Below are 23,914 nucleotides of genomic sequence, written 5' to 3'. Positions count from 1 at the left end.
ACCAAAATTGCGCCGGGTTTCCATCGCAACCTTCTGAGACTACGATCACATACGACGATTGAGCACGCGGGTACGGTTGGTCGACCTCGGGGGTCTGCGGCACATGTCATGTCACGGCGAGATAGCGTCCTGCGGTCCGCGTTTGCGCGGACATGGCGCTGTGCGTCGCGGCGCGCGGGCGTAGAGGCAGGGATCGGCGATGAGCTCGAAGGATGATCCTTTCGATCCGACCGGCAAAACCGTCATCCGCCCCAGCCGCCCCAATCCCGGCCGCAAGCAAAAGACGGTTCTCGCCCGCGATGCGCCGGCCCCCGGCAGTACGGTGATCGCCCCTGCCAGCGTCCCGGAACCCACGGTTTTCGATCCCAACGCCGGCCGCCAGCCGCCGTGCGACGTCACGGGGACGGTGATCTATCAGGGAACGCCCTTCGCCAACGCGCCGGCCGATCCGCCCGTTCACGGCTCAGCCGGGACGGCGGGGAAAACGCCATGGGATGCGCTGCTCGGCGCCAGCGATGCCGTCGATTATGGCGCGGCCAACCCGATCGTCGCTGCCGCGGCGCCCTTGCTGATACTGCTTGGGCATCTGCGGCTGATGGCTGTCGAAAGACCGGCCGAGCCGCTGGCGCAGCATGTCGCCGGCCTGATCGAGGATTTCGACCGCAAGATCGCCAGGACCGATACCTCGGAAGAGGATGCGCGCATCGCCAGCTATGTGCTTTGCGAAGCCGCCGACGATATCGTCGCCAATCTGCCCGGTTCCAGCCGGGATGCGTGGGCGCAGCACGCCATGCTGCAGCGCTTCTTCCAGGTCAAACCCACCGGCGCCGGTTTTTTCCAGGCGCTGAACACGGTGCTGGCGACGCCGGAACCTCATCGCAATCTCATCGAGCTGATGCATGTCTGCCTGTCGCTTGGCTTCGAAGGCCAGTATCGCGGCCAGCCGCGCGAGAGCCTCGAACGGGTCCGCCGCGACGTCTACGAGACATCAGCCTATTTCCGAGTCCCCGGTGACGACGACATCTCGCCGCGCTGGCAAGGCTTGTCGCTGACATCGGCGCAAGGCTCCAGGCGGGTTCCGCTCTGGGCCATAGCCGCTGCAACCGCGGCAGTTTTGACCGCAGCCTTTTTCACGCTGCGCGTGCTCATCACCAATGATGGCGAGGCTGTTGCCGGCGAGTTGCTGGCGCTCAATCCGGCGACGCCGGTCACCATCGAGCGCACCGGTTTCGTGCCGCTGACCGAGGAGGTGAAAGTCGTCGCAGCGCCAACGACGATTGCGCAGGTCGATCGCATCCGCACTGCCTTGGCCAAGGAGATCGAAGGCGGCGGCGTCAGCGTCGGCACCAAGGGTGATTTCATCATCGTGGAAATCAGCAACGCCCTGCTGTTCCAGTCGGGACGAGCCGAGGTCAAGCCGGAGTTCGAGCCGGTGGCCGCCAGCATCGCGGCGGCTCTCGACGCGGAGCGCGGGCCGATCCGGATCGTCGGCCACACCGACAACGTCAAACCGAAGAAGACCAGCGCCTTCAAATCGAATTTCGACCTCTCCGTCGCGCGTGCCCAGTCGGTGGAAAAGATGATCGCAGCGCATTTCAGCGATCCGTCGCGGACAAAGGTCGAGGGCAAGGGCGAGGACGAGCCCATCGCCGACAATGCAACGCCGGACGGCCGCGCCAAAAACCGCCGTGTCGATGTAATGATCCCGCGGGAGGAGATGCTGTGACCGGCTGGCTGCTGCGCATCTTCAGCGCGCTCGCGCTCGCCGGCTTTGCCGCCGCGGTCTGGTACGCCGGCCCGTTAATCCGCTTTGCCGGCGCCCGGCCGTTGGATCCCATCTGGCTGCGGGCAGCGATCATCGGCATCGTCGTCGGAACGGTGGCGATCATCTATGCAATCCGGTTCTGGCGCAGGCGCAAGGCGCAGAAGGCGCTGGAGGCCGCCATGGCCAGCGCCGAGGATGACGGCAGCGATGCAAAGGTGCTGGAAGCTCGCATGAACGAAGCAGTCGCGACGCTCAGGCAGTCGAGCGGCAAGCGCAACTTCCTCTACGACGTCCCCTGGTACATCGTCATCGGCCCGCCGGGCGCCGGCAAGACCACCGCGCTGGTCAATTCCGGCCTGAACTTTCCGCTTGCCGGGTCGGGCCAGGCGCAGCCGGTGGCGGGTGTCGGCGGTACGCGCAATTGCGACTGGTGGTTCACCGACGAGGCGGTGCTGATCGACACGGCCGGGCGCTACACGACGCAGGATTCCCATGCACGGACCGACAGCAAAAGCTGGCTGGCGTTCCTGTCGCTGCTCAAGCGGCACCGGACGCGTCAGCCGATCAATGGCGTCATCCTGGCGATCAGCCTTGCCGATCTGATGGCGGACGGAGAGCAGGCGGCCCGTGTCGCCGAGATCCGCAGCCGCCTGCAGGAAATCCACGAGGTCCTGAAGGTCCGCTTTCCCGTCTACGTGCTGTTCACCAAGGCCGACCTGGTCTCCGGATTCATGGAATATTTCGGCGGTTTCGACGAAGCACGCCGGCGCAAGGTGTGGGGCGCGACCTTCCAGACCGCCGAGCGCGGCCTGAACATGGTCGCAGAAGCGCCAGCCGAATTCGACGCGCTGGTGAAGCGCCTGACCGAAGAGATGAGCGAGCGGCTGCAGGCGGAGACCGATCCGGTCGCGCGCATCGCCATTTTCGGCTTCGCCGCGCAGCTCGGCGGGCTGAAAGGCCGGATCGTGCATTTCCTCGATGGCGTTTTCGAGCCGACGCGCAAGCAGCTGAACGCCCCCCTGCGCGGCCTGTATTTTTCTTCCGGCACGCAGGAAGGCACGCCGATCGACCAGTTGCTGGGCAGCATAGGCCGCAGTTTCGGCAGGAATGCCCAGGCGCATCTTTCCGGCACCGGCAAAAGCTTCTTCCTGCACGATCTGTTTAGCCGCGTCATTTTCGCCGAGTCCGGCTGGGTGTCATATGACAGGGCGGCCGACAGGCGCGTTGCGATCGCCCGCTACGCCGGCCTGACAGCGATCGCGGCCATAGCGATCGCCGCGCTTGGCGTTCTCGGCCTGAGCTTTACGACCAACAAATCGCTGGTCGCCGCGACCGGCCAGGCGGCAGGCCAATACCGCGCGACAGCCGCGCCGCTGCTGGCCAGCACGACGGTGTCGGATGCCGACCTCGAAACCGTCATCGGCGCGCTCGATGCGCTGCGCGGCCTGCCGGCCGGCTACGATACGAGAGACCAGCCCACCCCGGCCACGGCGACGTTCGGCCTCAGCCAGCGTGAGCGTATCCTTTCGGCCTCCGAGACCGCCTACCGGCAGGGGCTGGAGCGCATGTTCCGCTCGCGCCTGCTGTTCCAGCTCGAACGCACGATCGAGGCCAGGATGGCCGATCCGATGGCGCTGTACGAGCCGCTGAAGATTTACCTGATGCTGGGCGGCAAGGCGCCGAAAGTGGATGACGAGCTGGTCGTCACCTGGCTGAAACGGGACTGGGAACAGAACCGCTATCCCGGCGCCCACAATCGCGACGGCCGGGCGCAATTGGAGAAGCATTTGCGCGCCATGCTGGCGCTCGACAACGACCAGGATCCCTCGTTCGAACTCAACCGCACGCTGGTCGAATCCGCCCAGCGCTCGCTCGGCCGCATGAGCCTTGCCGATCGCGCCACCGCTCTCATCCAGTCGGCCACCTATGCGGCGGCGCTGGACGATTTTTCGGTGGCCTCGCAAGCCGGCCCGGAAGCGCCGATGCTGTTCGAGCGCAATGACGGAAACGATCTCGCCGGCCTTCGCGTCCCCGGTCTCTACACCCATGCCGGCTTCGACTTCTATCTGGCGCAACTTGCCAGGAGCGCGCAGGCGCTGGTCGACGATCAATGGGTGATCGGCTCGAGCGGCGAGCAAGGCGGTTTCGACCAGGAATTGCTCAAGCTCGGCCCGGAGCTGCTCGATCGTTATGGCAAGGGCTTTGCGGCGGCGTGGAACGAGGTGCTCGACAGGTTGAAGTTCAAGGCAATGGCCGCCGACAAACCGCAATATCTGGCGCTGTCCGCAGCGGGATCACCGAGTTCGCCGCTGATGCAGCTGTTCGAGGCGATCGCGCGCGAAACAGCTTTGACGCAAGAGCGCAATCCGGCTGCGCCGTCTCAAGACAGCGACCAGGAAATCGCCGCGCGCGCCAAGGGCCTCGCCCGCATCGGCATCGAGATTGCGGCGCGCAAATCGCAGAGCAGGGCCGGGACCGCCTTTGTCAGCACCCAGAACCAGGATCCCGGCGCCAACATCGAAGCCCAGTTCCGGTCTTTCCAGGCTTTGGTGGCCGGGGCGCCGGGGCAGCGGCCGCTCGACGCCCTGACCCAGAATTTCCGCGAAATCTATCAGAGCGTGCGGCTGGCGGCCGATGTCCCCGCGCAGACCGACCAGGCCAACGCCAATCTGCAGCTGCAGATCTCGACGCTGCGCGCCAATGCCTCGCGGCTGCCGAAGGCGCTGGCCAGGATGGTGAGCGCGGCGGCGGACGATTTCGAGGGCACCGTCGCCGAAACATCGACCACGCATCTCAACGAGATGCTGGAAGAGACCGTTGGCCGTCCGTGCGAAGAGGTGATTGCCGGGCGCTTTCCATTCGCCCCCGCCGGCACCGACGATGTCGCCATGGCGGATTTTGCGAGATTGTTTTCTCCGGGCGGGGTTCTCGACCGGTTTTTCGCGCAGAACCTGGCGTCGCTGGTCGACATGAGCGGCCAGGACTGGGACTGGAAACAGGACACCAGGTTCGGCCGCAATCTGGCGAAATCGACGCTGAAGAACTTTCAGCTCGCGGCACAAATCCGCGCGGCTTTCTTTCCGCTCGGCGGGCCGGTGCCGTCGATCAACATCACCTTCACGCCGCTCTCGCTGCATGGCGATGCCGACATGGCGCTGCTCAATATCGACGGCCAGGTGTTGCAGGCCACCCAGGCCGGCAACACGCCGGGCCTGATTCCGTGGCCGGGCAAGACCGGTTCGGCCAGTCTCAGCCTGACGCCGGAGCTGCCCGGCCGTGAGTCCGCAATCAAGTTCGACGGCCCCTGGGCGTTGAAACGATTGCTGGACAAGGGACAGGTCACCGCCAATGGCGATAGTCTCGAAGCGCATTTCGTCATCGGCGGACGGGATGTCGCCTACACGATCAAGACCGGGGAGGACGGCAACCCATTCACGCTGCCGGCGCTTTCCGCCTTCAGCTGTCCGAAGGCTTTCTGATGGGGAATTGCATGGCAGGACCAGCGATTGCAGGACGCAGAGACAGCGGCGGCACCACACCGTCCGTCATCAGCGGCTTAGATTTCGATACTCTAATGAATGGGGCTGTGGCAGACTGGCCAGGCACGTCAGCCAAGGCGTTGCGGAGCGTAGGCAAGTGAACGATGCCGCCTTTGAGAGCTACGGCGTGAGCCACAAGGGCTGCGTGCGCGACCACAATGAGGACAGCTTTCTGGTCGAGCCGCGGATCGGCCTCTGGGTGGTGGCCGACGGCATGGGCGGGCACGAGGCCGGAGAAGTCGCTTCGGCAAGCATTGTCGAGCATCTGGCGACGATCGGCATCGCCAGTTCGGCGCCGGATCTGCGCGCGCGCTTCGAGGACCGGTTGAACCGGGCCCATGCCGAGATTCGCCGGATTTCGCGTTCACGCGGCGTGACCATCGGCTCCACCGTTGCCGCACTGCTGGCCATGGACGGCAGGTTCGCCTGCCTGTGGTCGGGCGACAGCCGCGTCTATCTCGTGCGCAACGCCGCGATCTCGCAGATTTCGCGCGACCACACCGAGGTCCAGGAACTGCTCGACAGCGGCGCGATCAGCGCGGCCGAAGCGGAGAACTGGCCGCGCCGCAACGTCATCACCCGCGCCATCGGCGTCAACGACGAAATCGCCATCGACTTCCAGCAGGGAGAGACCCTTGCCGGCGACATCTTCATCCTCAGCACGGACGGGCTGACGGCGCATGTCAGCGACGCGGAAATTGCGGCAGCAGTGCTCTCGGCAGCACCGCAGGCTGCCTGCGAAAAGCTGCTTACCATGGTGCTCGAGCGCGGCGGCACGGACAACGTCACCATCGTTCTGGTCAAGATCAGAGACAAAGGCAATGGCCTGTCCCGAGCAGGAGGCCACGACCGATGAGCTCCGACGACAAGACCCGGCTATTGCCCAACATGGCGGATACCAGCGTCGGCACGCAGCTCAGCGGCATCTACGAGCTCGACGAACGCATCGCGTCGGGCGGCATGGGCGAAGTCTATCGCGGCCACAACATCCAGACCGGCGATCACGTCGCGATCAAGATCGTGCTGCCGGAATTCGCCCGCGACCAGACGATTCTGTCGCTGTTTCGCAAGGAAGCCTCGATCCTCAACCATCTGTCGCATGACGCGGTCGTGCGCTACCACGTCTTCACCATAGATCCCGGCATCGGGCGGCCCTATCTGGCGATGGAATTCGTCGACGGCCAGTCGCTGTACGACGTCATGCGCGGCGGGGCGATGGCGACTCCGGATGTGCGCAAACTGTGCCACCGGCTGGCCTCGGGCCTGAGCGCCGTGCACCAGGCCGGCGCCATCCACCGCGATCTGTCGCCCGACAACATCATCCTGCCGGGCGGCCGGGTCGAGCGGGCAAAGATCATCGATTTCGGCATTGCGCGATCGGCCGCGGTCGGTGGCGAGACGCTGATCGGCGGCAAGTTTGCCGGAAAATACAATTACGTCTCCCCCGAGCAGCTCGGGCTCTATGGCGGCGAGGTCAGCGAACAGTCCGACATCTACAGCCTGGGGCTGGTGCTCGCGGCGGCGCTGCGCGGCAAGCCGATCGATATGGGCGGCTCGCAATACGAGATCGTCGAAAAACGGCGGACCGTCCCTGATCTCTCCGGCATCGATGCCGATTTCAGGGACACTGTCGAAGCGATGCTGCAGCCTGACCCGGATCATCGACCGGCCAGCATGGCCGAAATCGCCCGGTTGACGCGCGACGACAGCGACGCGACCTTGCCGCCGGCATCGCTCGCGCCCCGGCCCGGTCTGCCGCGAACCGGGCAGACCGCAGGGCCTGTCTCGAAGGTCGGGGACTCGCCGGCCCAAGGCTTCGGTTCGGCCCCGCCAAGCGGCACGGCGGAGCCGTCTTTCGTGCCGCACGTGCGCCCGGCGCACCTGTCGCAGCCGAAACCGGCTGCTGAAACTCCCAAGCGAGCAAGCACACCACCGAAGCGTGCTACTACAGGCAGAAATCTGACGATCGCGGTGCTGTCGGCGGTGGCCATGGTATCGCTTGGAGGGCTCTATGCATCGGGTATCGTGGGATTCGGAGACCGGCCTCGCGTCACCGACACCGGCAAGCCGCTCCAACCCGGACTGACAAAGCCGACCGTCGCTGACAAGCCCGTTCCGGACACTGCGCCGGTCGAGAAGATGGTGCCAAAGCCGCAACCAGCGGAGACTCCGGCTGAAGATCAGGCCAAAGCGCCGGTCGAGCCGCAGCCGACGCCACCAGTCGCGTCGAGCGCTACGGCCCCGCAGCCGGCCGAACCGACCGACAAGACCGTTGCGCTGCAACCGCCATCCGGCCCGTCGAAGCCCGATGCCGCGAAGAACCCGGAGCCTGTCAGCACGCCGGTAGAGCCCAAGGCGACAGCCCCAGAGCCAGCCACGCAAACACCTGAACCGACGGCCGAGGCCCCCAAACCCACAGCACCTACGCCGCAACCCACCGCTCAAGCGCCCGAGCCCAAGGCGCAGGCGCCTGAACCGACCGCGCAGGCGCCCAAGCCGGACACGCAGGCGCCTGAACCGACCGCGGAGCCTAAGCCGAGCCAGCCCGATATTGCCAGCGGTGAGCAGGCCGACAAGCCGGCAGAGCCCGACATTGCCATGAACGTGCCCAAGCCGGAGGTGCCGCCACCGGCCGATGCGGCCGCGGAGCGGGTCACCTGGGTACGCGCCTTCAATGGTGGTGATTGTTTTTTTGCGACGGTGACGTCGGCCGCCGACAAGGGTGTCGCGATCGAGGGCTTCGGCACGTCGGTGCCACCCTTCGAACAGTTGCTTGGGGAATTCCAGGCGAAGTTCCATGTCGAGCCGGATATCAGCGTCCGCCTTATCCAGCCCCCGCAATGCGGGATCACCGGCTTCCTGCGTTTCATGGGCGCGAGCACGGCCGACAGGCCGCAGCTTGTCCTCGACCAGACATCGGTGCCGGACGGCTCGCCGATCGACGGCACGCTGATGACGCATGGCGGGCTGGTGTCGAGCGTGTTCCTGATCGACCACAGGGGCATCGCCTTCAACCTCGACGATCATGTTGTCGTACAAGCCGACAAGGCAACCTTCTCGATCCCGATCGGGCTCGGCGCCGCCGACAAGGCGGCAGGCAAGGCGTTGCCGCAGATCATCATGGTGATCACCGGGCCGCAGGACATAAAGGCGGCGGACTTCACAACGCCGACGCCGGCCTCGGTGCTGTTGCCCAGGATACTCGACGAGATCGGCGCCAGGAGTTCGGCATTTTCGGCGACCGCCAAATATTTCCGCCTCGGCGGGTAGCACCGACGCCGATGCAACGCCGTCGCCGTGATCCCGTCCTGCTTGCCCGGAACGTGCGGGTGAAGCTCGCCGCGAGCGCGGTCGCGACGCTGTTGCTGGCGCTTCTTTCCACCGGGCAAGCGCGCGCCGAATTCACCGTCTGCAACCAGACGCTCGACGTCGTCAATCTTGCCGTCGGCCAGAAGGTCGACGATGCCGACCAGACCGATGGCTGGTGGACCATCGGCGCCAATCAATGCGTCAACGTCATCCGCGAGGAGCTGACCAACCGCTACATCTACATCTACGCGACGGATGTCTTCGGCCACGCCATTCTGGCAGGCTCCACCGACATGTGCATCGAGCGGCGGCGGTTCTCGATCCGCGGCATCGATGAATGCTGGCAGCGCGGCCATATCGCCGCGAAGTTTCTCGAAGTCGACACCCAGGAACAGGTGCGCTGGACCTTCTTCCTGACCGGAAGCGCGCCGTGACGCACAGCATCGACACCAGCTTCAAAGCAAAGAAGCAGGCGCGCGCCGCGCTGCGCAGGCGCAGGATCTGGCTCGGGCTGGCGGCTGGCCTGGCGACAATCGTCCTCGCCGCGATTGCCACCGGCTTTTATCTTACCGCCGACTACTGGTCGTTCGGCGACGAAGACGAGGAACTGCACGCCGTCGAAGGCTCGGACGACGTGCCGGCCGACGCATCGGTCTACGTGCCGGCCATCATCGACCTTGCCGGCGACCCGATGTGGATCACACTGGCGCCGGAGGCGGGCGCTGCCAAGAGCCGCGGGATGCCGCGCCCGGCGGAGCTCGACCAGGCCGGCATCTCCCCTCAGATCATGGTTCTCTCCGACGTGATGCTGAGCGCCAGCGAAAAATTCATGACGACGATCCCCTCGACGCAAGAGGATTTCGCTTTCTTTCAGGCGCAGCGGAAGACCGCGGTCGCGCCACCCGCCGAACCCAGCGATCCGCAGAATGACCTGCAGAACGATCTGAAGCCATCGCCCGGCGCGGACGGGGCTCCGGCGGCCTCCGGCCCAGCTCCTGACCCGCAGGTCGCTCCGGGTGCAACGGCGGCGGCCGATGACCCCGAGGCCGGCTGGGGCGAGACCATCGATGAGGGCGAAGCAGCACTCCCCGCCTTTCAGAAGACACCGGTCGAAAACAACACCAGCGTTGCCACCGTCAGCTCGGAATACCAGCGCTTCGAGGCGACCGAGGACATTTTCGTGAAAATCCTCAACGACCGCAGCCTGGACAGCGTGGCGCTCGATGCGCATTTTTCCACCGACGACGCAAAGCTTGCCGGCGAGGCGCTGAAGGCGCTGTTCGACAAGGACGGCCTGCAGCCTGGTTATGTCGTGGCGATGCGCGGCTTCAGGCCGACGCGCGAGACCACGACGATGTCGCTGATGCAGGTTTCGATCTACGCCAGGAACGTCTTTGTCGGCACGCTGACACGCAACGCGGCGGGCGCCTTCGTGTCGGGCGTCGACCCGTGGGTGCGCGAGGACCTGTTCAATTATTCGGGCGCCGAGACCGAAGGCACGCAGAAACGGCAATACCGCCTGCTCGACGCGATCTACTCGACGGCGGCCCGCAACAATGTGCCGAGCGGCATCATCGGCGAAGCCATTATGTATCTGTCGCGCGGACAGGATCTGGATGCTTTCGCCAGCGAGGACCAGCGCCTTGTGCTGATCTATTCGCAGACGCCGCGCGGCAAGAACGAGACCGACGGACGGGTGCTCTATGTCGGTATCCAAGGCACGCAAAAGAGCTTGGATTGTTTCGTTTTCCAGCAGAGCGACGGCCAGTTTTCCTGCGTCTCGGGCGATGACCAGGTGCGCTCGCTGACGGTGGCCAACGGCATGGTGACGCCGGTCAACGGTGTCATGACGTCGACCTTCGGGCCGCGCAAGCATCCGATCCTGGGCGTTGTTCGCATCCACAAGGGCGTCGACTGGGCAGCACCCGTGGGGACCCCGATCGCAGCAGCCTTCGACGGCGAGATCATCTTCCAGGGCGACGGCGGCGGCTACGGCAATGTGGTCAAGATCGCCCATGGCGGCGGCCGCGAGACGCGCTACGCGCATATGTCGAAATTCGCCATTGCCAGCGGTGTCGGCACCAAGGTGAAGGCCGGCGACATTATCGGCTATATCGGCACCACCGGCCTGTCGACCGGGCCACATTTGCATTTCGAACTCTATCAGAGCGGTCAGGCGATCGATCCGCTCGGAACAGTGACCGCTGCAATCGCCGTCACTTCCAGCGATCCCGCCGTCGAAACGCTGACCGACCGTATCGTCCACGTCGAATCGGGCGGTAGCGCGCGGGCCAAGAACCCGCTGTCTTCGGCGACAGGCGCCGGCCAGTTCATATCCAAGACCTGGATCCGGATGATGAACACCTATCGTCCCGAACTGGCGCGCTCGCTGTCGACCGCAGACCTGCTCGCTTTGCGCTACGACGCCACCATCTCGCGTGAGATGGTGCGCAATCTGGCGCGCGAGGGCGAAGCCTATCTCAAGGCGCGTGGCCACCAGATCACCGCCGGCCGGCTCTATCTCTGCCATTTCCTCGGTATGGAAGGCGCCCATCAGGTGCTGGCGTCGCCGGGATCGGCGCAGTTGAGCGCCGTGCTCGGCTCGTCCGTTATCCAGGCCAACCCGTTTCTTGCCGGCAAGACCGCCAGCTACGTCGTCGACTGGGCGGAACGGAAGATGGGCCGCAAATTGCCGACGCCCGCCACCACCGATGCGGGCCAGCAGACGACGACGGAAGTCCGCCAGACATCGCCGGAGTTCGAAAAATACAAGCAGGCGATAACGGCACTGGTCGGTTCGATCCAAAATACTCTTGAGCCGGGCTAGAGCTGGCAGTTCGCCCCGGCTTTCGCCAAGCCGATTGGTTCTGAGGCCGGCGAATGGTATGTTTGCGGATATTTGGGAAGGTTTTTGGGTCCTTGTGAACCAAAACTGTGGCTGGGATCACATACGCCCAACAGCCATTTTGGCAGAAGCGATACAGTCGCTGGTGAAATCTAGCATGCGCAGCCATCAATAACGCGCCCCATTGGGGCGGAGGGCCGATCCCATGAAAGCGTTTGCCGTCCTTTTGAGCGGATTTTTTCTGTTAATGCTGACCGCGCTTGGCACCGTCCAGGCGGCGGCGCCGGATGCCGGTGGCGTCAAACGCGTCGCGCTGGTCATCGGCAACAGCAAATACGTCCATGCCGTCGAATTGCCCAATCCGGCCAATGACGCGCATCTCATCGCATCGACGCTGCGCAATGCCGGCTTCGAGGTGATCGAGGGCGTCGACCAGGACAATGCCGGCATGCACAGCCTGATCAGCAAATTCACCGAGCAGTCCTACGATGCCGACCTCGCCGTCATCTTCTATGCCGGCCACGGCATGCAGGTCGACGGCAAGAACTTTTTGATCCCGGTCGACGCCGAACTGACGTCACCTGCCTATCTCAAGACCCGCACCGTCCAGATCGACGACTTCATGGCCGCATTGCCACCCGACCCGGCGGTCGGCGTCATCATCCTCGATGCCTGCCGCGACAATCCGCTGGCACGCACACTGGCGGCCGCGATGCCGAAGACCCGCTCCACCGCGCTGGGCACCGGCCTGGCGCCGATCGACCCTAAATCAGAGGGCGTCGGCACCGGCGGCATCCTGATTGCCTATGCCACCGACCCGGGCGCCATCGCCTTTGACGGCAACGGCGTCGACAGCCCCTACTCGACCGCGCTCGCCAGGCACCTGACCGAACCCGGCGTCGAGATCCAGAGTGCGCTGACGCGGGTGCGCGGCGAAGTGGCCGAGACCACGCAAGGCCGCCAGCGGCCATGGCACAACGCATCGCTGGGCCGCGAGGTTTTCCTTGGCAAACCGGCCGCCGAAGCCGTGCCGGTGGCAAAACCGGCCGCCGACGACGCGAACGCCGCGACAGCGCCCGCCCCTGCCCCCGTCACCAGCGAACCGCCTTCGTGGGAAGTCGAGCAGCGGCTTTGGGACGAGGCCTCGAAGCGCAACACCGCGCCATTCTACGAAGCCTATCTCGAACAGTTCCCGAATGGCCGCTTCGCCACGGTGGCGCGGCTCAACATCGATGCGCTGAACGATCCGAAAGCGCAGGAACGAGACGTCGCCGCGCTTGCTGCCGAAGAAGCGAACTCGGGTTCTGCCGCGCGCACCTCGGTAGGCATTTCGGACGACATGAAGAAGGTGCTGGGCACCGAGGCGACGGAGAACGCGATCGGTCTCGATCGCCAGGGCCGCATCGACCTGCAATTGCGTGTCGAGGCGCTGGGCAACGAGCTTGGCCGCGTTGACGGCAATATCGGCGCCAAGACCCGGCAAGCGATCGGCGACTGGCAAGAGGGGAACGGGCTGCCTCCGACCACTTTCCTGACGCGCGAGCAACTGGCGTTCCTGGTTATCCAGACGGATCCGATGATGGAGGCCGTGCGTGCCAAGCATGAGGCCGACCAGGCCGGCGTGGACAAGCCGAGAAAACAGGTGGTGCAGAAGGCCCGCACGCTGATGCCCGCGGCGGAAAAGCCACGCAAGAAGCAGTACGCCCAGAAGCCGCGCCGGCAACAGCAGTTCGTGCAGAAAAGGCGCAACCGCGAGGTCGTGCGCGAGGATGAACCGCCGCCGCGGGACAACAATGATTTCCTGACCAAGGCGCTGATCTTCGGCACCGGCGTAGCGGTCGGCGGCGTGCTCAAGAACTGATCGATCATGTCAAACAATCAAAACGCCGCGTGTCCGTTGGACGCGGCGTTGTGTTTGACGACGGCCGGAAGACGCAGCCGGCGAAGCTACTGCGCCTTGATCCGCATCTCGACCCGCCGGTTGACGGGATCGTAGGGATCGGGATTGCGTGGATTGGCCTCGCCGAGACCGACCGCCTTGATGCGGGTGGATTCGATGCCGTTGGATTCGAGGAAGGCGGTGACCGATTGCGCCCTGCGCTGCGACAGGCCTTCATTGTAGGTCGCCGAGCCGGATGCGTCGGTATAGCCTTCGACGACGAAGGACAGCTTGCTCAGCCGATCGTCCTTCAGCGCCTTGGCGAATTCGTCGAGTTCGCTGCGCGCCTTGGCGTCGAGCTCGGACGAATCCAGGCTGAAATTGATCAGCATATCGAGGCCGGTCTTCTCCGGAGGCTTTTCTTTCTGGCCGGTCTTGCTCTTGCACTCGTCCTCGGTGCCGACACAAATCCCGCGTGCCGCGCCGTGATCGATCGTGCCGGCAAAGAACTTCACAATGTCTTCCGATTTCTGAAGTGGGTCGGCATAGACGTGAGTCGAGAAAAGCACGGTCGCCAATGCCAAGACTGAAATGTGCCGCTGCATAACGGTTACTCCCGTTTCGAGCATCCGATTTTCACTCAGGCCCGATCCATGGATCCGGGCCAACTCTTCCTGTTCGACAATGATCTGTCGAGATCACGGTCGGCTGTGGAATATACCAAACCGTGAGGCGTTTGTCTGTGAACAACGTCATGGACATGTGGTGGTCGACAGACTTGACCCGCGCCTCGCAGGCGGGTTGAGTGAGGGCTGGGGGAGGATAACAGCAGCGATGGTCAACGGGCTTCGATTCCAGACCGCACGCGATCTCTTCGCCGCGAACACGGCTGTCGCCCGGGACATGACGGCCGTTCCGACCGACCAACCCTCGCTCGAGTTCTGCCGCCGGCTGATGGCCGGGCGCATCCCCGAGGAAGCGATTACCTTTTGCGCCTATCTCCTGCCTGACCGGGCCGCAATCTGGTGGGGCCATGAGTGCCTGGGGCATCTGACCGAGCTGCTCGAAGAGCAGGACCTCGCAACGCTGACACTGATCCAGGAGTGGGTCGGCGACCCCAACAATGCAACCCGCCGGGAGGCTGTCGCCGGGGCGGCGATGACGCAGCAGCACACGCCTGCCGGCTGGATCGCGCTAGCGGCGCAACGGCACATCAATGGCCTGACGCCGCAGACCAACGGGTCGAGGCTGCGGCCGCTGCCGGCTGCGCATGCCGTCAATGCCGGCATACTGGCCGGACTGGCGCGGGTTGCGGTGGCGGACCGTTTCTCCGTGCTCACCGCCTTTGTCGAGATGGGCATCCATCTGGCCGAAACCGAGGCGCTGCGCCGAGCCTGATTGCTCTGGATCGTGATGAGATTTCATTGAAATCTGATCCAACCCATTGTTGGCGGTCTCATTTGCAGCCGTTTTGCGCCCATTTGCCGAGTGCCACCTTGAAGCGCGTGCCCAGCGGGTGTTGCAGGCGCAACACCGAGACATCATTGGTGACGTAGGTCTTGGCCTGGTCGCACAGCCGCTCCTCGGTCCATTGATGACAGTTGCTGCACTGGTTGTCCCAGACGGACTTTTCCAGGCCCTCGACCGGACTGAAGTGCGGCTTGCCCTGGATGAGTTGGGCGATGCTCTTGCCGTCGATCGCCGGGTCGCCGAAATTGACCGGAACGTCGAAAAGGACTGGCGCGTCCGAGCCCAGCTTCGGAATTTCCTCACGCAGCTGTTCCAGCGCCTGCTCGCCGGCGTCCATACCCGGCGGATTGGCGGCCGCGCCGGTGCGCGCCTGCGTATCGCCTTCGGGCGCAGCCGTGCCGGAATCGCCGACGATCAGCGGCGCCTTGAGATCGACCTTGTGAAGCACGACATCGGTGGTCAGCGAAACGTTGACCCAGGGCTGCTGGCGTCCGGCTGTGGCCTTGAACACATCCGACGTAACCCGGTTCATCGCTTCGGTGATCGAGACGTTGACCTCGCCGATATGGGCAAGCAGCGCCGCCGAAAATGGCGAGTGCTCGCCCGGTCCGTCATAGGCGAGCTGGTTGGGACTGGCAGCGAAGGCGACCAGCGTGCCGGCGCCGCCATTCTCGATCGGTATTTCGGCAAGGCCGCTGCTTGCCGTGCTGTCGCCGCCAGTCTCCTTGGCAAGCACATCGGCGAGCGGGTTGTCGCGGCAGGCGTCGAGGAACACCAGCCTGATGCTGGTCTCGCGCGACATCTGCCGCAGGATGAAGTCCACCTGCACGGCTTCGAAGTCGAGCGAGGTCTCGTCCTCCAGCGCCGCATCGACAGGCAGCAGGTAATTCCTGCCCGAGACCTGCAGGCCATGACCGGCATAGAAGAACAGCGCGATATCGGCGCCACGCACCTGCCTGGCGAATTGCGCGATCTTTTCCTGCGTCTGCGCCTTGGTGAGATCGAGGCCGGAGACTATTTCGAAGCCCAGCCCCTTCAGGCGATCGGACATTGCCTGCGCATCGTTCACCGGATTGGGCAGCACCGGCGCGTTCCGGTAATGGGAATTGCCGAGCACCAGGGCGATGCGGCGTTCGGCACTGGCCGCGGTCATGGTAATGGTCATGGTCAACGCAAGCGCCAGCACGGCGAGGCCGATGCCGCGCATGAAGTTGCCGCAACTTGCAATCATGTCCAAACGCACCGGATTCCTTTTCGGTTGACGGGCCTTCTCAGTTAACGACCGGCTCAGTTGGAGAGCGGCGTGGCGGAGAACTCGATCCGCCGGTTCAGCGCCTTGTTCTTCGGCGTATCGTTCGGCGCCACCGGCTTTTCCTCGCCATAGCCGGAAGCCGTGATCTGCGCCGATGGAATGCCCGCAGCGATGATCGCGTCGGCGACCGCCTTGGCGCGCCGTTCCGACAGGTTCTTGTTGGCCGTCGGCGACCCGTCGGAATCGGTATGGCCCGAAACCTCGACCTTCAGTTTCGGACATTTGCCGACGACGCCGACCACCTCGGCCAGCAGTGGGCGGCTCTTTTCATCGAGCCGAGCGCTGGCTGGGCGAAAATAGACGGCGCCGGTGCGCGACAGCACCTCGAACCTGTTCAGGCATTCATCGTCGCTGAAGGACGTCTTGCCTGCATCTGTGGCGACCGGCCCGGCATCGGCTGGGGCTGCGGCCGCGACGGCAGGCGTGGCCGCAGGCTTGGCGCCATCAGCGGTGAAGACGAAGTCGAACGACACCGAAGCCGTCGGGACGATGCTGCTGACATTGGCCGCCTGCTGGAGTTTTTCGATGTTGGGCAACAGGCCGAAATCCTCGACATGCACGGCGACCGGCGCCTCCGAGGCGATCGACACCATGCTGTCGGTGATCATGGTGACCACGACATAGGCCTCAAGGTCCTTGTCGACGCCGTGCAGGCTCAGGCGAAACGGGATATGCGCGCTCATGCGCCGTTTGGTGGCGAGATCGGCAAAAGCGGCGGGATCGACTTTCGCCGTCACTTCCGCCGTCGGGAATTTGAAGGTTTCGAAGAACAGGAAGCGCATGCGGACATTGCGAAGGTCGATACCGGTGTCGACCGAGTTGAGGTCGAACGTGACCTTGGCGGCGCCATCCGATGTCAGCGTGCCCGAGAGGTTCCTGATCTTGTTGGTTTCGACAATGGTGTTCTTCTTCACCGATTGATAGGTGAGTGTCGAATTCGCCGGATCGAGCGTCCAGTTCGGCTGCGCATTCGCAACTTCCGGCGCAAGCAGCAACAGGCCGAACACCACGACCACCAGAGCCGGCGGACGCCAGCGCTGCGACGGCTTTCCATGCCTTGCTAATCCGACGACCCCGAACATGCATGCCCCCCGTGACAACACATTTCAGTTGCGATGACGGCGGTCGAACGTCGTCACCTCAGCCACCATAGTGCGTTAGCCGCGGCTTAGCGAGTAGCGGACGCGTGATATCGCCGTTGCTTGCTTGGACAGGCCCCGGTTACCGGCTGGCCCACAGCACCCCACGCTCGAAGATGGTGCGCATTTGCGGCACGGAAAACTCATCCGCGGTGTGGCCGAGCGCGCTGAAGAAGACGCGGCCCTTGCCGTAGCGGCGCTTCCAGACCACGGGCATGACGACGCCGTCGATGAAATCGAGATGCTCACCGCTGAACGTCGTCGTCGCCAGCACCTCGTTGCTCGGGTCGACATGCATGTAATACTGCTCGGAATGGTAGGCGAAACCCTCGATACCCCTGACGATCGGATCGTCGCTGATGATGTCGACACGGTAGTCGATGATGTCGCCGGGGTGCGCGACCCATTGGCCGCCGGTCATGAACTGATAGTTCGGCTCGTTGCGAAAACTGTCGCCCATGGTGCCGTGGAAGCCGGCAAGGCCGGTCCCGCCGCTGACGGCGGCGGTGAGGTTTTGCAGCTCCGGTTTATCGATCGTCGACATGGTGATCACCGGCACGATCAGATCGATGGCCGGGAGCTGCGGATCGGCAAGCGCCGATGTGCCCTCTTCTGTCCGCACCTCGAAGCCATGCCCGGTCAATATCTCGCTGGCGACAGCGGCGCTGCGAGCCGGCGTGTGGCCTTCCCATCCGCCCCAGAAAATCAGTGCCGTCTTGCTCATGCTCGTCTCTCCTTTGGTCGGCAATATTGATAGGCAAGCGGAACGCTTTTGTCTTCCTTCCATGACGGGCATTCTGGGACGGGCATTTCTGGTCGGAAATCACGACCCGGCGATGAATTCCGTGGATGAGGACCGATTGGCCGCGCTGGCGTCTTGTTTCAATACCGGGCTGCACTCAAATCAGCTGTCTTCGCGTTTGCGCAGACATCGGTCCGATCCGCCGCAACCAGCCGGAGCCTTCCGGGGAGACCGCTCTATGAGTTTCGACCAGACGACTGTCGCCGCTTATCTGGAAGTCATCACCATCAACCTTGTGCTGTCTGGCGACAATGTCGTGGTGATCGGCATGGCGGCCGCAGGCCTCGCCAAGGCGTTGCGGCAGAAGGCGATCATCGCCGGCATTGCCGCGGCGGCGGTGATCCGCGTCGTCTTTGCGGTGATCGCGGTGCAACTGCTGGAAATTCCGGGGATCATGCTGGTCGGCGGCATGCTTTTGTTCTGGGTGTGCTGGAACATGTTCCAGGAGTTGCGCTCGGCCGGCGACGGCGAGGACGTCGACACTGAAGCCGCAGCACTTGCGACGGCGCGGCCGGCCAAGGCGCTGCGCACCGCGATCCTGCAGATCGTCGTCGCCGATGTCTCGATGTCGCTGGACAATGTGCTGGCCGTGGCGGGCGCCGCCGCCCACGACATGAATGCGCTGGTGTTCGGTCTCATCCTGTCGGTGGTTCTGATGGCGGTCGCCTCGACGCTGGTGGCGGCGCTGCTTGCCAGGTATCGCTGGCTCGGCTGGCTCGGTCTGGCAATCATCGTCTATGTCGCGGGAAATATGACTCTGGACGGCGTCGAGCAGATGAGAACGGTCGACTTCCACGCGCTGCTCTCGCCAGTTGCAAGCTAGATCCTCCTGGCGATCAAATGATATCGAAAATCCGCCCTGGGTTGAGAATGTTGTGCGGATCGAACGCCACCTTCAGCCGGCGCATGGCTGATAGTTCGGCGTCGCTGCGCACAAGGTTCAGCCATTTCTTCTTGTCCAGGCCGATGCCGTGCTCGGCCGAGACGGCGCCACCGCATGCCGCCACGCCGCGATAGATGATCTCATAGGCGGCCCCCGGTTCCGTGGTGTCGACCTGATAGTGCAGATTGCCGTCGCCGAGATGGCCGAAGACGTAGATCTCGGCGCTGCTGTCGACGGCGTGGATCGCGGCTTCGGCGTTGCGCAGGAAATCCGCCATGGTCGCCAACGGGATGCTAATGTCGACGCCGATCATGCCCTCGATCGCAAACAGGAAGCGGTTGGCCTCTTCGCGCACATCCCATAGCGCACGGAATTCGCGCGGCGACTGCGAGACGACCACGTCGGCGACGATGCCGTCTTCGACCGCCTGCATCAGCACCGAAGCGAAATGCTCGCCGTCCAGCTCGGCCTGGTTGCCCTGGATCTCGGCCAAAACATAAACCGGCGCGCCGGCAGGCAGCGGCGCCGGCGCGGCCATGCCGGCAATCATGGCGCCGTAGAGCGGCGAGAAGTTTACCTCATAGGCCGAAAGTAAGGGCCCGAGCCGCTGCTTGAGCAACCCCAGCAACGCAATCGCCGCCTCCAGCGAGCCAAGGGCGCAAAATGCGGCAACCTCGGTGGCGGGCTTTGGATGCAGCCGCAGGCGGCGCGAGTAACCACGCCCAGCGTGCCTTTGCTGCCAATGAAAAGCTGGTTGAGATCGTATCCCGAATTGTCCTTGGCCAGGCCACGCAACGAAGTCAGGATCGAGCCGTCGGCAAGCACGGCCTCCAGCCCCAGAACCTGGGCGCGGTACATGCCGTAGCGCAGCACGCGAATGCCGCCAGCATTGGTGGCGATGTTGCCGCCGACCGTCGCCGTGCCGCGCGCGCCGATATCGACGCCGAACATCATGCCGGACGCATCGGCCGCTTCCTGCACCATTTGCAGCGGCGCGCCGGCTTCCGCGATGATGGTTGCCGCGGCGCGGTCGGGCGCTTCGACCGCGGTCATGCGCTCCAGCGACAGCACCGCTTCGCCCGGCTGCACGCGCGCGCCGCCGGCCAGCCCGGTGCGGCCGCCATGGACGACCAGCTTCTGGCCGATACCACTGCATAGGCGCAGGATTTCGGCGACGTCGGCGGCGTTGCGCGGACGCAAGACCAGTTCGGGCTGGCCGCCGCCCTTGCCGGAGAGGTCGTCGCTGTAGCGCGGATCGATAGCATCGCCGATCACAACCGCGGCGGCATCGAGCCGACGATAAAGCTGGGAAAGAAGCCGATCGATCTGTTGTGTCATGGTGCCTGGACTGTTTCAGCGCTCTTTGTGACCGAGACTTTGATGCGCGACAATTTTCGCGTCAATTGAACAAATTTACGCACGGTATAATCTGTCATTGCGCGTTGAACCCACTGACGTTTCCTGTAAATTTCGTCTGCCGTTGCGTGGCAGACGCGCCGGCTGCAGGACCGTGGGCAGCGTCAAGGGATGACCGAGGTTCTGGCGCGTGCCAGACGAGGATTGAATGCCAATGACGCACAAGACGATGGAGGATTTCGCCCGCTCCTGCGGCGTCTCCAGGCCGACGCTGTCGAAATATTTCGACGATCCGACCAGCGTCAAGCCGGCAACGCGCAAGCGCATCGAAGAGGCGTTGCGGTCGTCCGACTACCAGCCCAATCTGTTTGCCCGCAACCTCAACCGCAAGCGCACCCGCGCCATCGGCATTGTCGTACCGACGGTCACCGACCCCTTCTATTCCGAAATGGTCAGCCGCATCGAACTTCGGCTGCGCGACGAGGGCTACTGGCCGATCGTCATCTCCTCGCATGGCTCGACCGAGCTCGAAATGGAGGCGACACGTACCATCCTGTCGCTGAAAGTTTCGGGCGCGCTGATCGCGCCGCTCGGCTTGCGCTCGGACCGGCGCACGCTGGAGAAGCTGACCCAGACAATGCCGGTCGTCTATTTCGACACCTATCTTGAAGGCGGCACGCCCTTTGTCGGCAACAACAATGCCCAGAGCGTCTCGACCATCGTCGACTATCTCTGCCGCTCCGGCGACGCCCCGGTCTATTTCGATATCCCGCATGTCAATCACAATTCGCCGGAGCGCCTGAACAGTTACGTCGCCGCCATGCATCAGCTTGGCCAGGAGCCGGTGGTTATCGGCAACACCGGAGACTACACATGGGATTTCGAGCGCATCGGCTACGAGCAGATGGAACAGATGCTCGGGGCCAGCGGCCTGCCGGGCAAGACCAGAGGTCTGCCCGGCAAGACCGGAGGTCTGCCCGGCAAGACCATACTGTGTGCGAATGACCGCCTGGCTTTCGGCGTGATGGCGGCAGCCTTCGCGAAAGGGCTGAAGATCGGCCGCAAGGCCGATTGCGACCTGCGTATCGCCGCCCATGACGACCATCCGCTGAGCCGCTACACCTGCCCCGCACTGACCACCATCGCGCAGGATTTTGCCGCCATGGCGGGGCGCAGCGTCGAGACACTGCTCGCTTTGCTCAACGAGGATACGGCAAACGTCGCGCCGAAGGTCAGCCTCGACGCCGCCCTGGTGATGCGTCAGTCCGCTTGAGCCTTTCCAAAGGCAGGATCGAAGCTGCGCCACGCGGCAATGGCGGCGGCAACCGCCTGTCTCGCTGCCGGGCCGTGACGGCCCATCGAGACGAAGCCGTGGATCTGACCGGGCCAGTGTTCCAGCACGACCGGCACGCCGGCCTGCTGCAGACGCCTGGCATAGGCCTCGCCTTCGTCGGCGAGGATGTCGTGACCGGCGATGGCGATGAAGGTCGGCGGCGCACCGGCGAGGCTTTCCGCCTTCAGCGGTGAGGTACGCCAGTCGCCGATGTCGGCGGCATTGCGGACATAATGGTCGCGGAACCAGGCCATGGTCGAGGCGGTCAGGCCAAAGCCTATGGCGAAGCGGCGATAGCTGTCCGTCGTCTGCCCGGCATCGGTGTTGGGATAAAACAGCAGCTGCGCTGCCGGCGGATTTTTGTCCCCCCGCGTGAGCAGGCCGAGCACCGTGGCGAGATTGCCGCCCGCGCTGTCGCCGGCAACCGCGATGCGGGCAGCGTCGATGCCGAGTTCGTCCGCCGCGCTTTGCATGAAGTTGAGCGTTGCGCGGCAATCCTCTATTGCCGCCGGGAATTTGTGCTCCGGCGCCAGCCGGTAGTCGACGGAAACGACGACTGCGCCCGCCTCGTTGGCGAACCAGCGGCAGATCTCGTCATGCGAGTCGAGATTGCCGATTACCCAGCCGCCGCCATGGAGATAAAGCAGCGCCGGAGCGCCTGCCGAAGGCGCGCCCTGCCCGCGATAGATCCTGAGCCTCAGCGGACCGCCGGGTCCTGCAATGATGCGCTCGCTGATCGACGCGACCAGCTCGCGCTCGCCTTGCAGGGTCGGGAAGCCTTCATTGTAGGCACGGCGCGCCTGCTCAGGCGTTCCCGTTTCGAACGGCGGCGCGCCGGCCTGGCTGCCGACCTCGAGCACATGCCGGGCCTCCGGATCTAGGGGCGACGGGGACGGTGGCGATGGCGTCACGGGCGAACCTCCGTCAGGCAAGCAGGGTTGCGGCTTCGTCTTCGCCAAGCAGCGGCGGCTGGTCGACCGTGCCATTGACGGCAACCGAGCCACGGCTTTCGCCCGAAGCCAAGATCGCCTCCATGATCTCAAGCACATGCAGCGCCAGCTCACCGGAGGCGCGCGGTTTTCTGCCCGCATCCAGCGCGCGCACCAGATCGGCGACGCCGAGCATGCGGTAATTGGCACGGTCGGGCGCCACATAGGGCCAGTTGCGGGCGCCGTAGAGTTCGTTCTCGCTGGCGAAATCGGCCCAATCGGCGCCACGTTCCGACAGCGAGACCGTGCCGCCGAACGTGTCGGGATCGGGTAGCCTGAGCGAGCCTTCGGTGCCGTGCAGTTCGATCGGATGGTTGGAGTGTTTGAACACGTCCCAGGAGGCGCCGAAGGTGACGGTGGCGCCGGAACGGAATTCGAGCAGCGACATTATGTTGGTCGGCGTGCCGACCTTGAATGTCGTGTTCTTGAACGGCCCGTCGGCCGTGATCAGCCTCTCCTCCTGGCCGCGCGTCGCCATCGCCATGACGCGCTCGACCGGCCCGAGCAGATTGACCAGCACGGTCAGGTAATAGGGACCCATATCGAAGACCGGACCGCCGCCGGGTTGATAATAGAATTGCGGACTGGGATGCCAATGCTCCATGCCGCGCCCCATCATGAAAGCGGTGCCGGTCACCGGCTTGCCGATGGCGCCGTCATCCATCAGCCGGCGCGCGCGGCGGCCGGCTGCACCCAGGAATGTGTCCGGCGCCGAGCCGATCAGCAGGCCGCGCTTCGCGGCCTCGGCGACAAGGCGGTGGCCGTCCGCGGCCGACGTTGCCAGCGGCTTTTCGGTGAAGACGTGCTTGCCCGCCGAGAGCGCCGATAACGAAATATCGAAATGCGCCGCCGGGACTGTCAGGTTCAGCACGAGGTCGATATCGGGGTCGGCCAGCAGCGCGTCAACGCCGAGGGCGCGGATGCCGTATTCCCTGGCGCGCAGCTCGGCCATGTCAGCGGAAATGTCGGCGCAGGCGCGTAGCTCGACACCACCGAAGAGCGCTGCATTGCGCAGATAGGTCATCGAGATGTTGCCGCAGCCGACGACACCGATGCCGAGCTTTGTCTCTGATTTTCCGTGCATTTCCAGCTTTCCTCCGAAGCCAAGGGCATGCTTCGCGAACCGTTGCAGTTCCCACGATCCCCCCGCAATCCGCTATACAGGATTTTAAATGTTGACGCGCGTAAAATTTTTATAGAGCTTATGAGAATTCTGGCTCGCACTGGGAGGCGGCCAGCGTGAGGAGGAGAACATGACCGGCATGAAAAACGGCCGACGGCCGCTGCGAAGCC

General features: G+C 64.3%; 16 protein-coding genes and 1 pseudogene. 10 read left to right on the top strand and 7 right to left on the bottom strand.

Annotation, left to right across the window (positions count from 1 at the left end):
* The first annotated feature begins 199 nt into the window (after positions 1-199).
* The 7 genes from tssL to NKI88_RS13980 all read left to right on the top strand — a co-directional run bounded on the left by tssL (position 200) and on the right by NKI88_RS13980 (position 13,319).
* Positions 200-1,726, top strand: coding sequence for a type VI secretion system protein TssL, long form (tssL, locus tag NKI88_RS14010; RefSeq protein ID WP_352655704.1), 1,527 nt, complete (start codon positions 200-202; stop codon positions 1,724-1,726).
* A complete protein-coding gene (tssM, locus tag NKI88_RS14005) occupies positions 1,723-5,244 on the top strand; it encodes a type VI secretion system membrane subunit TssM (protein ID WP_352655702.1) in 3,522 nt (1,173 codons plus the stop codon). Before tssL ends, tssM begins: the two co-directional genes overlap by 4 nt.
* Before the next feature lie 157 nt (positions 5,245-5,401).
* A complete protein-coding gene (locus tag NKI88_RS14000) occupies positions 5,402-6,160 on the top strand; it encodes a PP2C family protein-serine/threonine phosphatase (RefSeq protein ID WP_352655700.1) in 759 nt (252 codons plus the stop codon).
* Positions 6,157-8,574, top strand: a complete 2,418-nt coding sequence (locus NKI88_RS13995) for a serine/threonine-protein kinase (RefSeq protein ID WP_352655699.1) — start codon at positions 6,157-6,159, stop codon at positions 8,572-8,574. Before NKI88_RS14000 ends, NKI88_RS13995 begins: the two co-directional genes overlap by 4 nt.
* Positions 8,575-8,585: 11 nt before the next feature.
* Positions 8,586-9,047, top strand: coding sequence for a DUF1036 domain-containing protein (locus tag NKI88_RS13990; protein WP_023667922.1), 462 nt, complete (start codon positions 8,586-8,588; stop codon positions 9,045-9,047).
* A complete protein-coding gene (locus tag NKI88_RS13985) occupies positions 9,044-11,440 on the top strand; it encodes a M23 family metallopeptidase (protein WP_352655698.1) in 2,397 nt (798 codons plus the stop codon). Before NKI88_RS13990 ends, NKI88_RS13985 begins: the two co-directional genes overlap by 4 nt.
* A 265-nt stretch (positions 11,441-11,705) precedes the next feature.
* The gene (locus NKI88_RS13980; RefSeq protein WP_352655696.1) at positions 11,706-13,319 is read left to right on the top strand and encodes a caspase family protein; all 1,614 of its coding nucleotides are present in this window, start codon (positions 11,706-11,708) and stop codon (positions 13,317-13,319) included.
* Positions 13,320-13,405: 86 nt separating this feature from the next.
* Here NKI88_RS13980 and NKI88_RS13975 read toward each other — a convergent pair whose 3' ends face one another.
* Positions 13,406-13,942: an OmpA family protein gene (locus NKI88_RS13975; RefSeq protein ID WP_023732205.1), complete on the bottom strand. Its 537-nt coding sequence runs from the start codon at positions 13,940-13,942 to the stop codon at positions 13,406-13,408.
* 229 nt (positions 13,943-14,171) lie between these two features.
* Between NKI88_RS13975 and NKI88_RS13970 the strand changes: the two genes are divergently transcribed.
* Positions 14,172-14,735 carry a DUF6931 family protein gene (locus tag NKI88_RS13970; protein WP_023687008.1) on the top strand — a complete coding sequence of 188 codons (564 nt, stop codon included), beginning with the start codon at positions 14,172-14,174 and terminating at the stop codon, positions 14,733-14,735.
* 58 nt (positions 14,736-14,793) lie between these two features.
* Here NKI88_RS13970 and NKI88_RS13965 read toward each other — a convergent pair whose 3' ends face one another.
* The 3 genes from NKI88_RS13965 to NKI88_RS13955 all read right to left on the bottom strand — a co-directional run bounded on the left by NKI88_RS13965 (position 14,794) and on the right by NKI88_RS13955 (position 17,982).
* Positions 14,794-16,038, bottom strand: coding sequence for a caspase family protein (locus tag NKI88_RS13965; RefSeq protein WP_352655694.1), 1,245 nt, complete (start codon positions 16,036-16,038; stop codon positions 14,794-14,796).
* Between the two features lie 56 nt (positions 16,039-16,094).
* On the bottom strand, positions 16,095-17,201 hold the full coding sequence (locus NKI88_RS13960) for an OmpA family protein (RefSeq protein WP_352655692.1): 1,107 nt from the start codon (positions 17,199-17,201) through the stop codon (positions 16,095-16,097).
* 139 nt (positions 17,202-17,340) lie between these two features.
* Positions 17,341-17,982 (bottom strand): ThuA domain-containing protein, encoded by a 642-nt coding sequence (locus NKI88_RS13955; RefSeq protein WP_352655690.1) that lies wholly within the window; start codon positions 17,980-17,982, stop codon positions 17,341-17,343.
* Between the two features lie 256 nt (positions 17,983-18,238).
* Here NKI88_RS13955 and NKI88_RS13950 point away from each other — a divergent pair, with 256 nt between their 5' ends.
* Positions 18,239-18,883: a YjbE family putative metal transport protein gene (locus NKI88_RS13950; RefSeq protein ID WP_352655688.1), complete on the top strand. Its 645-nt coding sequence runs from the start codon at positions 18,239-18,241 to the stop codon at positions 18,881-18,883.
* 13 nt (positions 18,884-18,896) lie between these two features.
* Here NKI88_RS13950 and NKI88_RS13945 read toward each other — a convergent pair.
* Positions 18,897-20,281, bottom strand: a pseudogene (locus NKI88_RS13945) (FAD-binding oxidoreductase).
* Between the two features lie 226 nt (positions 20,282-20,507).
* On the opposite strand from NKI88_RS13945, the gene NKI88_RS13940 reads away from it, so the two are divergent.
* Positions 20,508-21,572, top strand: a complete 1,065-nt coding sequence (locus tag NKI88_RS13940; protein WP_352655686.1) for a LacI family DNA-binding transcriptional regulator — start codon at positions 20,508-20,510, stop codon at positions 21,570-21,572.
* On the opposite strand, the gene NKI88_RS13935 is transcribed toward NKI88_RS13940, so the two are convergent.
* Together NKI88_RS13935 and NKI88_RS13930 are read right to left on the bottom strand one after the other, a co-directional pair.
* Positions 21,560-22,492: an alpha/beta hydrolase gene (locus NKI88_RS13935; protein WP_352655684.1), complete on the bottom strand. Its 933-nt coding sequence runs from the start codon at positions 22,490-22,492 to the stop codon at positions 21,560-21,562. The two genes, NKI88_RS13940 and NKI88_RS13935, sit on opposite strands and share 13 nt — an antisense overlap.
* A 64-nt stretch (positions 22,493-22,556) precedes the next feature.
* Positions 22,557-23,705, bottom strand: a complete 1,149-nt coding sequence (locus NKI88_RS13930) for a Gfo/Idh/MocA family protein (RefSeq protein WP_352655682.1) — start codon at positions 23,703-23,705, stop codon at positions 22,557-22,559.
* Positions 23,706-23,914: the final 209 nt, after the last annotated feature.

Source organism: Mesorhizobium sp. M0317 (assembly GCF_040321555.1).
GTDB lineage: Bacteria > Pseudomonadota > Alphaproteobacteria > Rhizobiales > Rhizobiaceae > Mesorhizobium.
The sequence above is the reverse complement of the archived record's forward strand: the minus strand, read 5'-3'. Positions and strand labels throughout refer to the sequence as shown.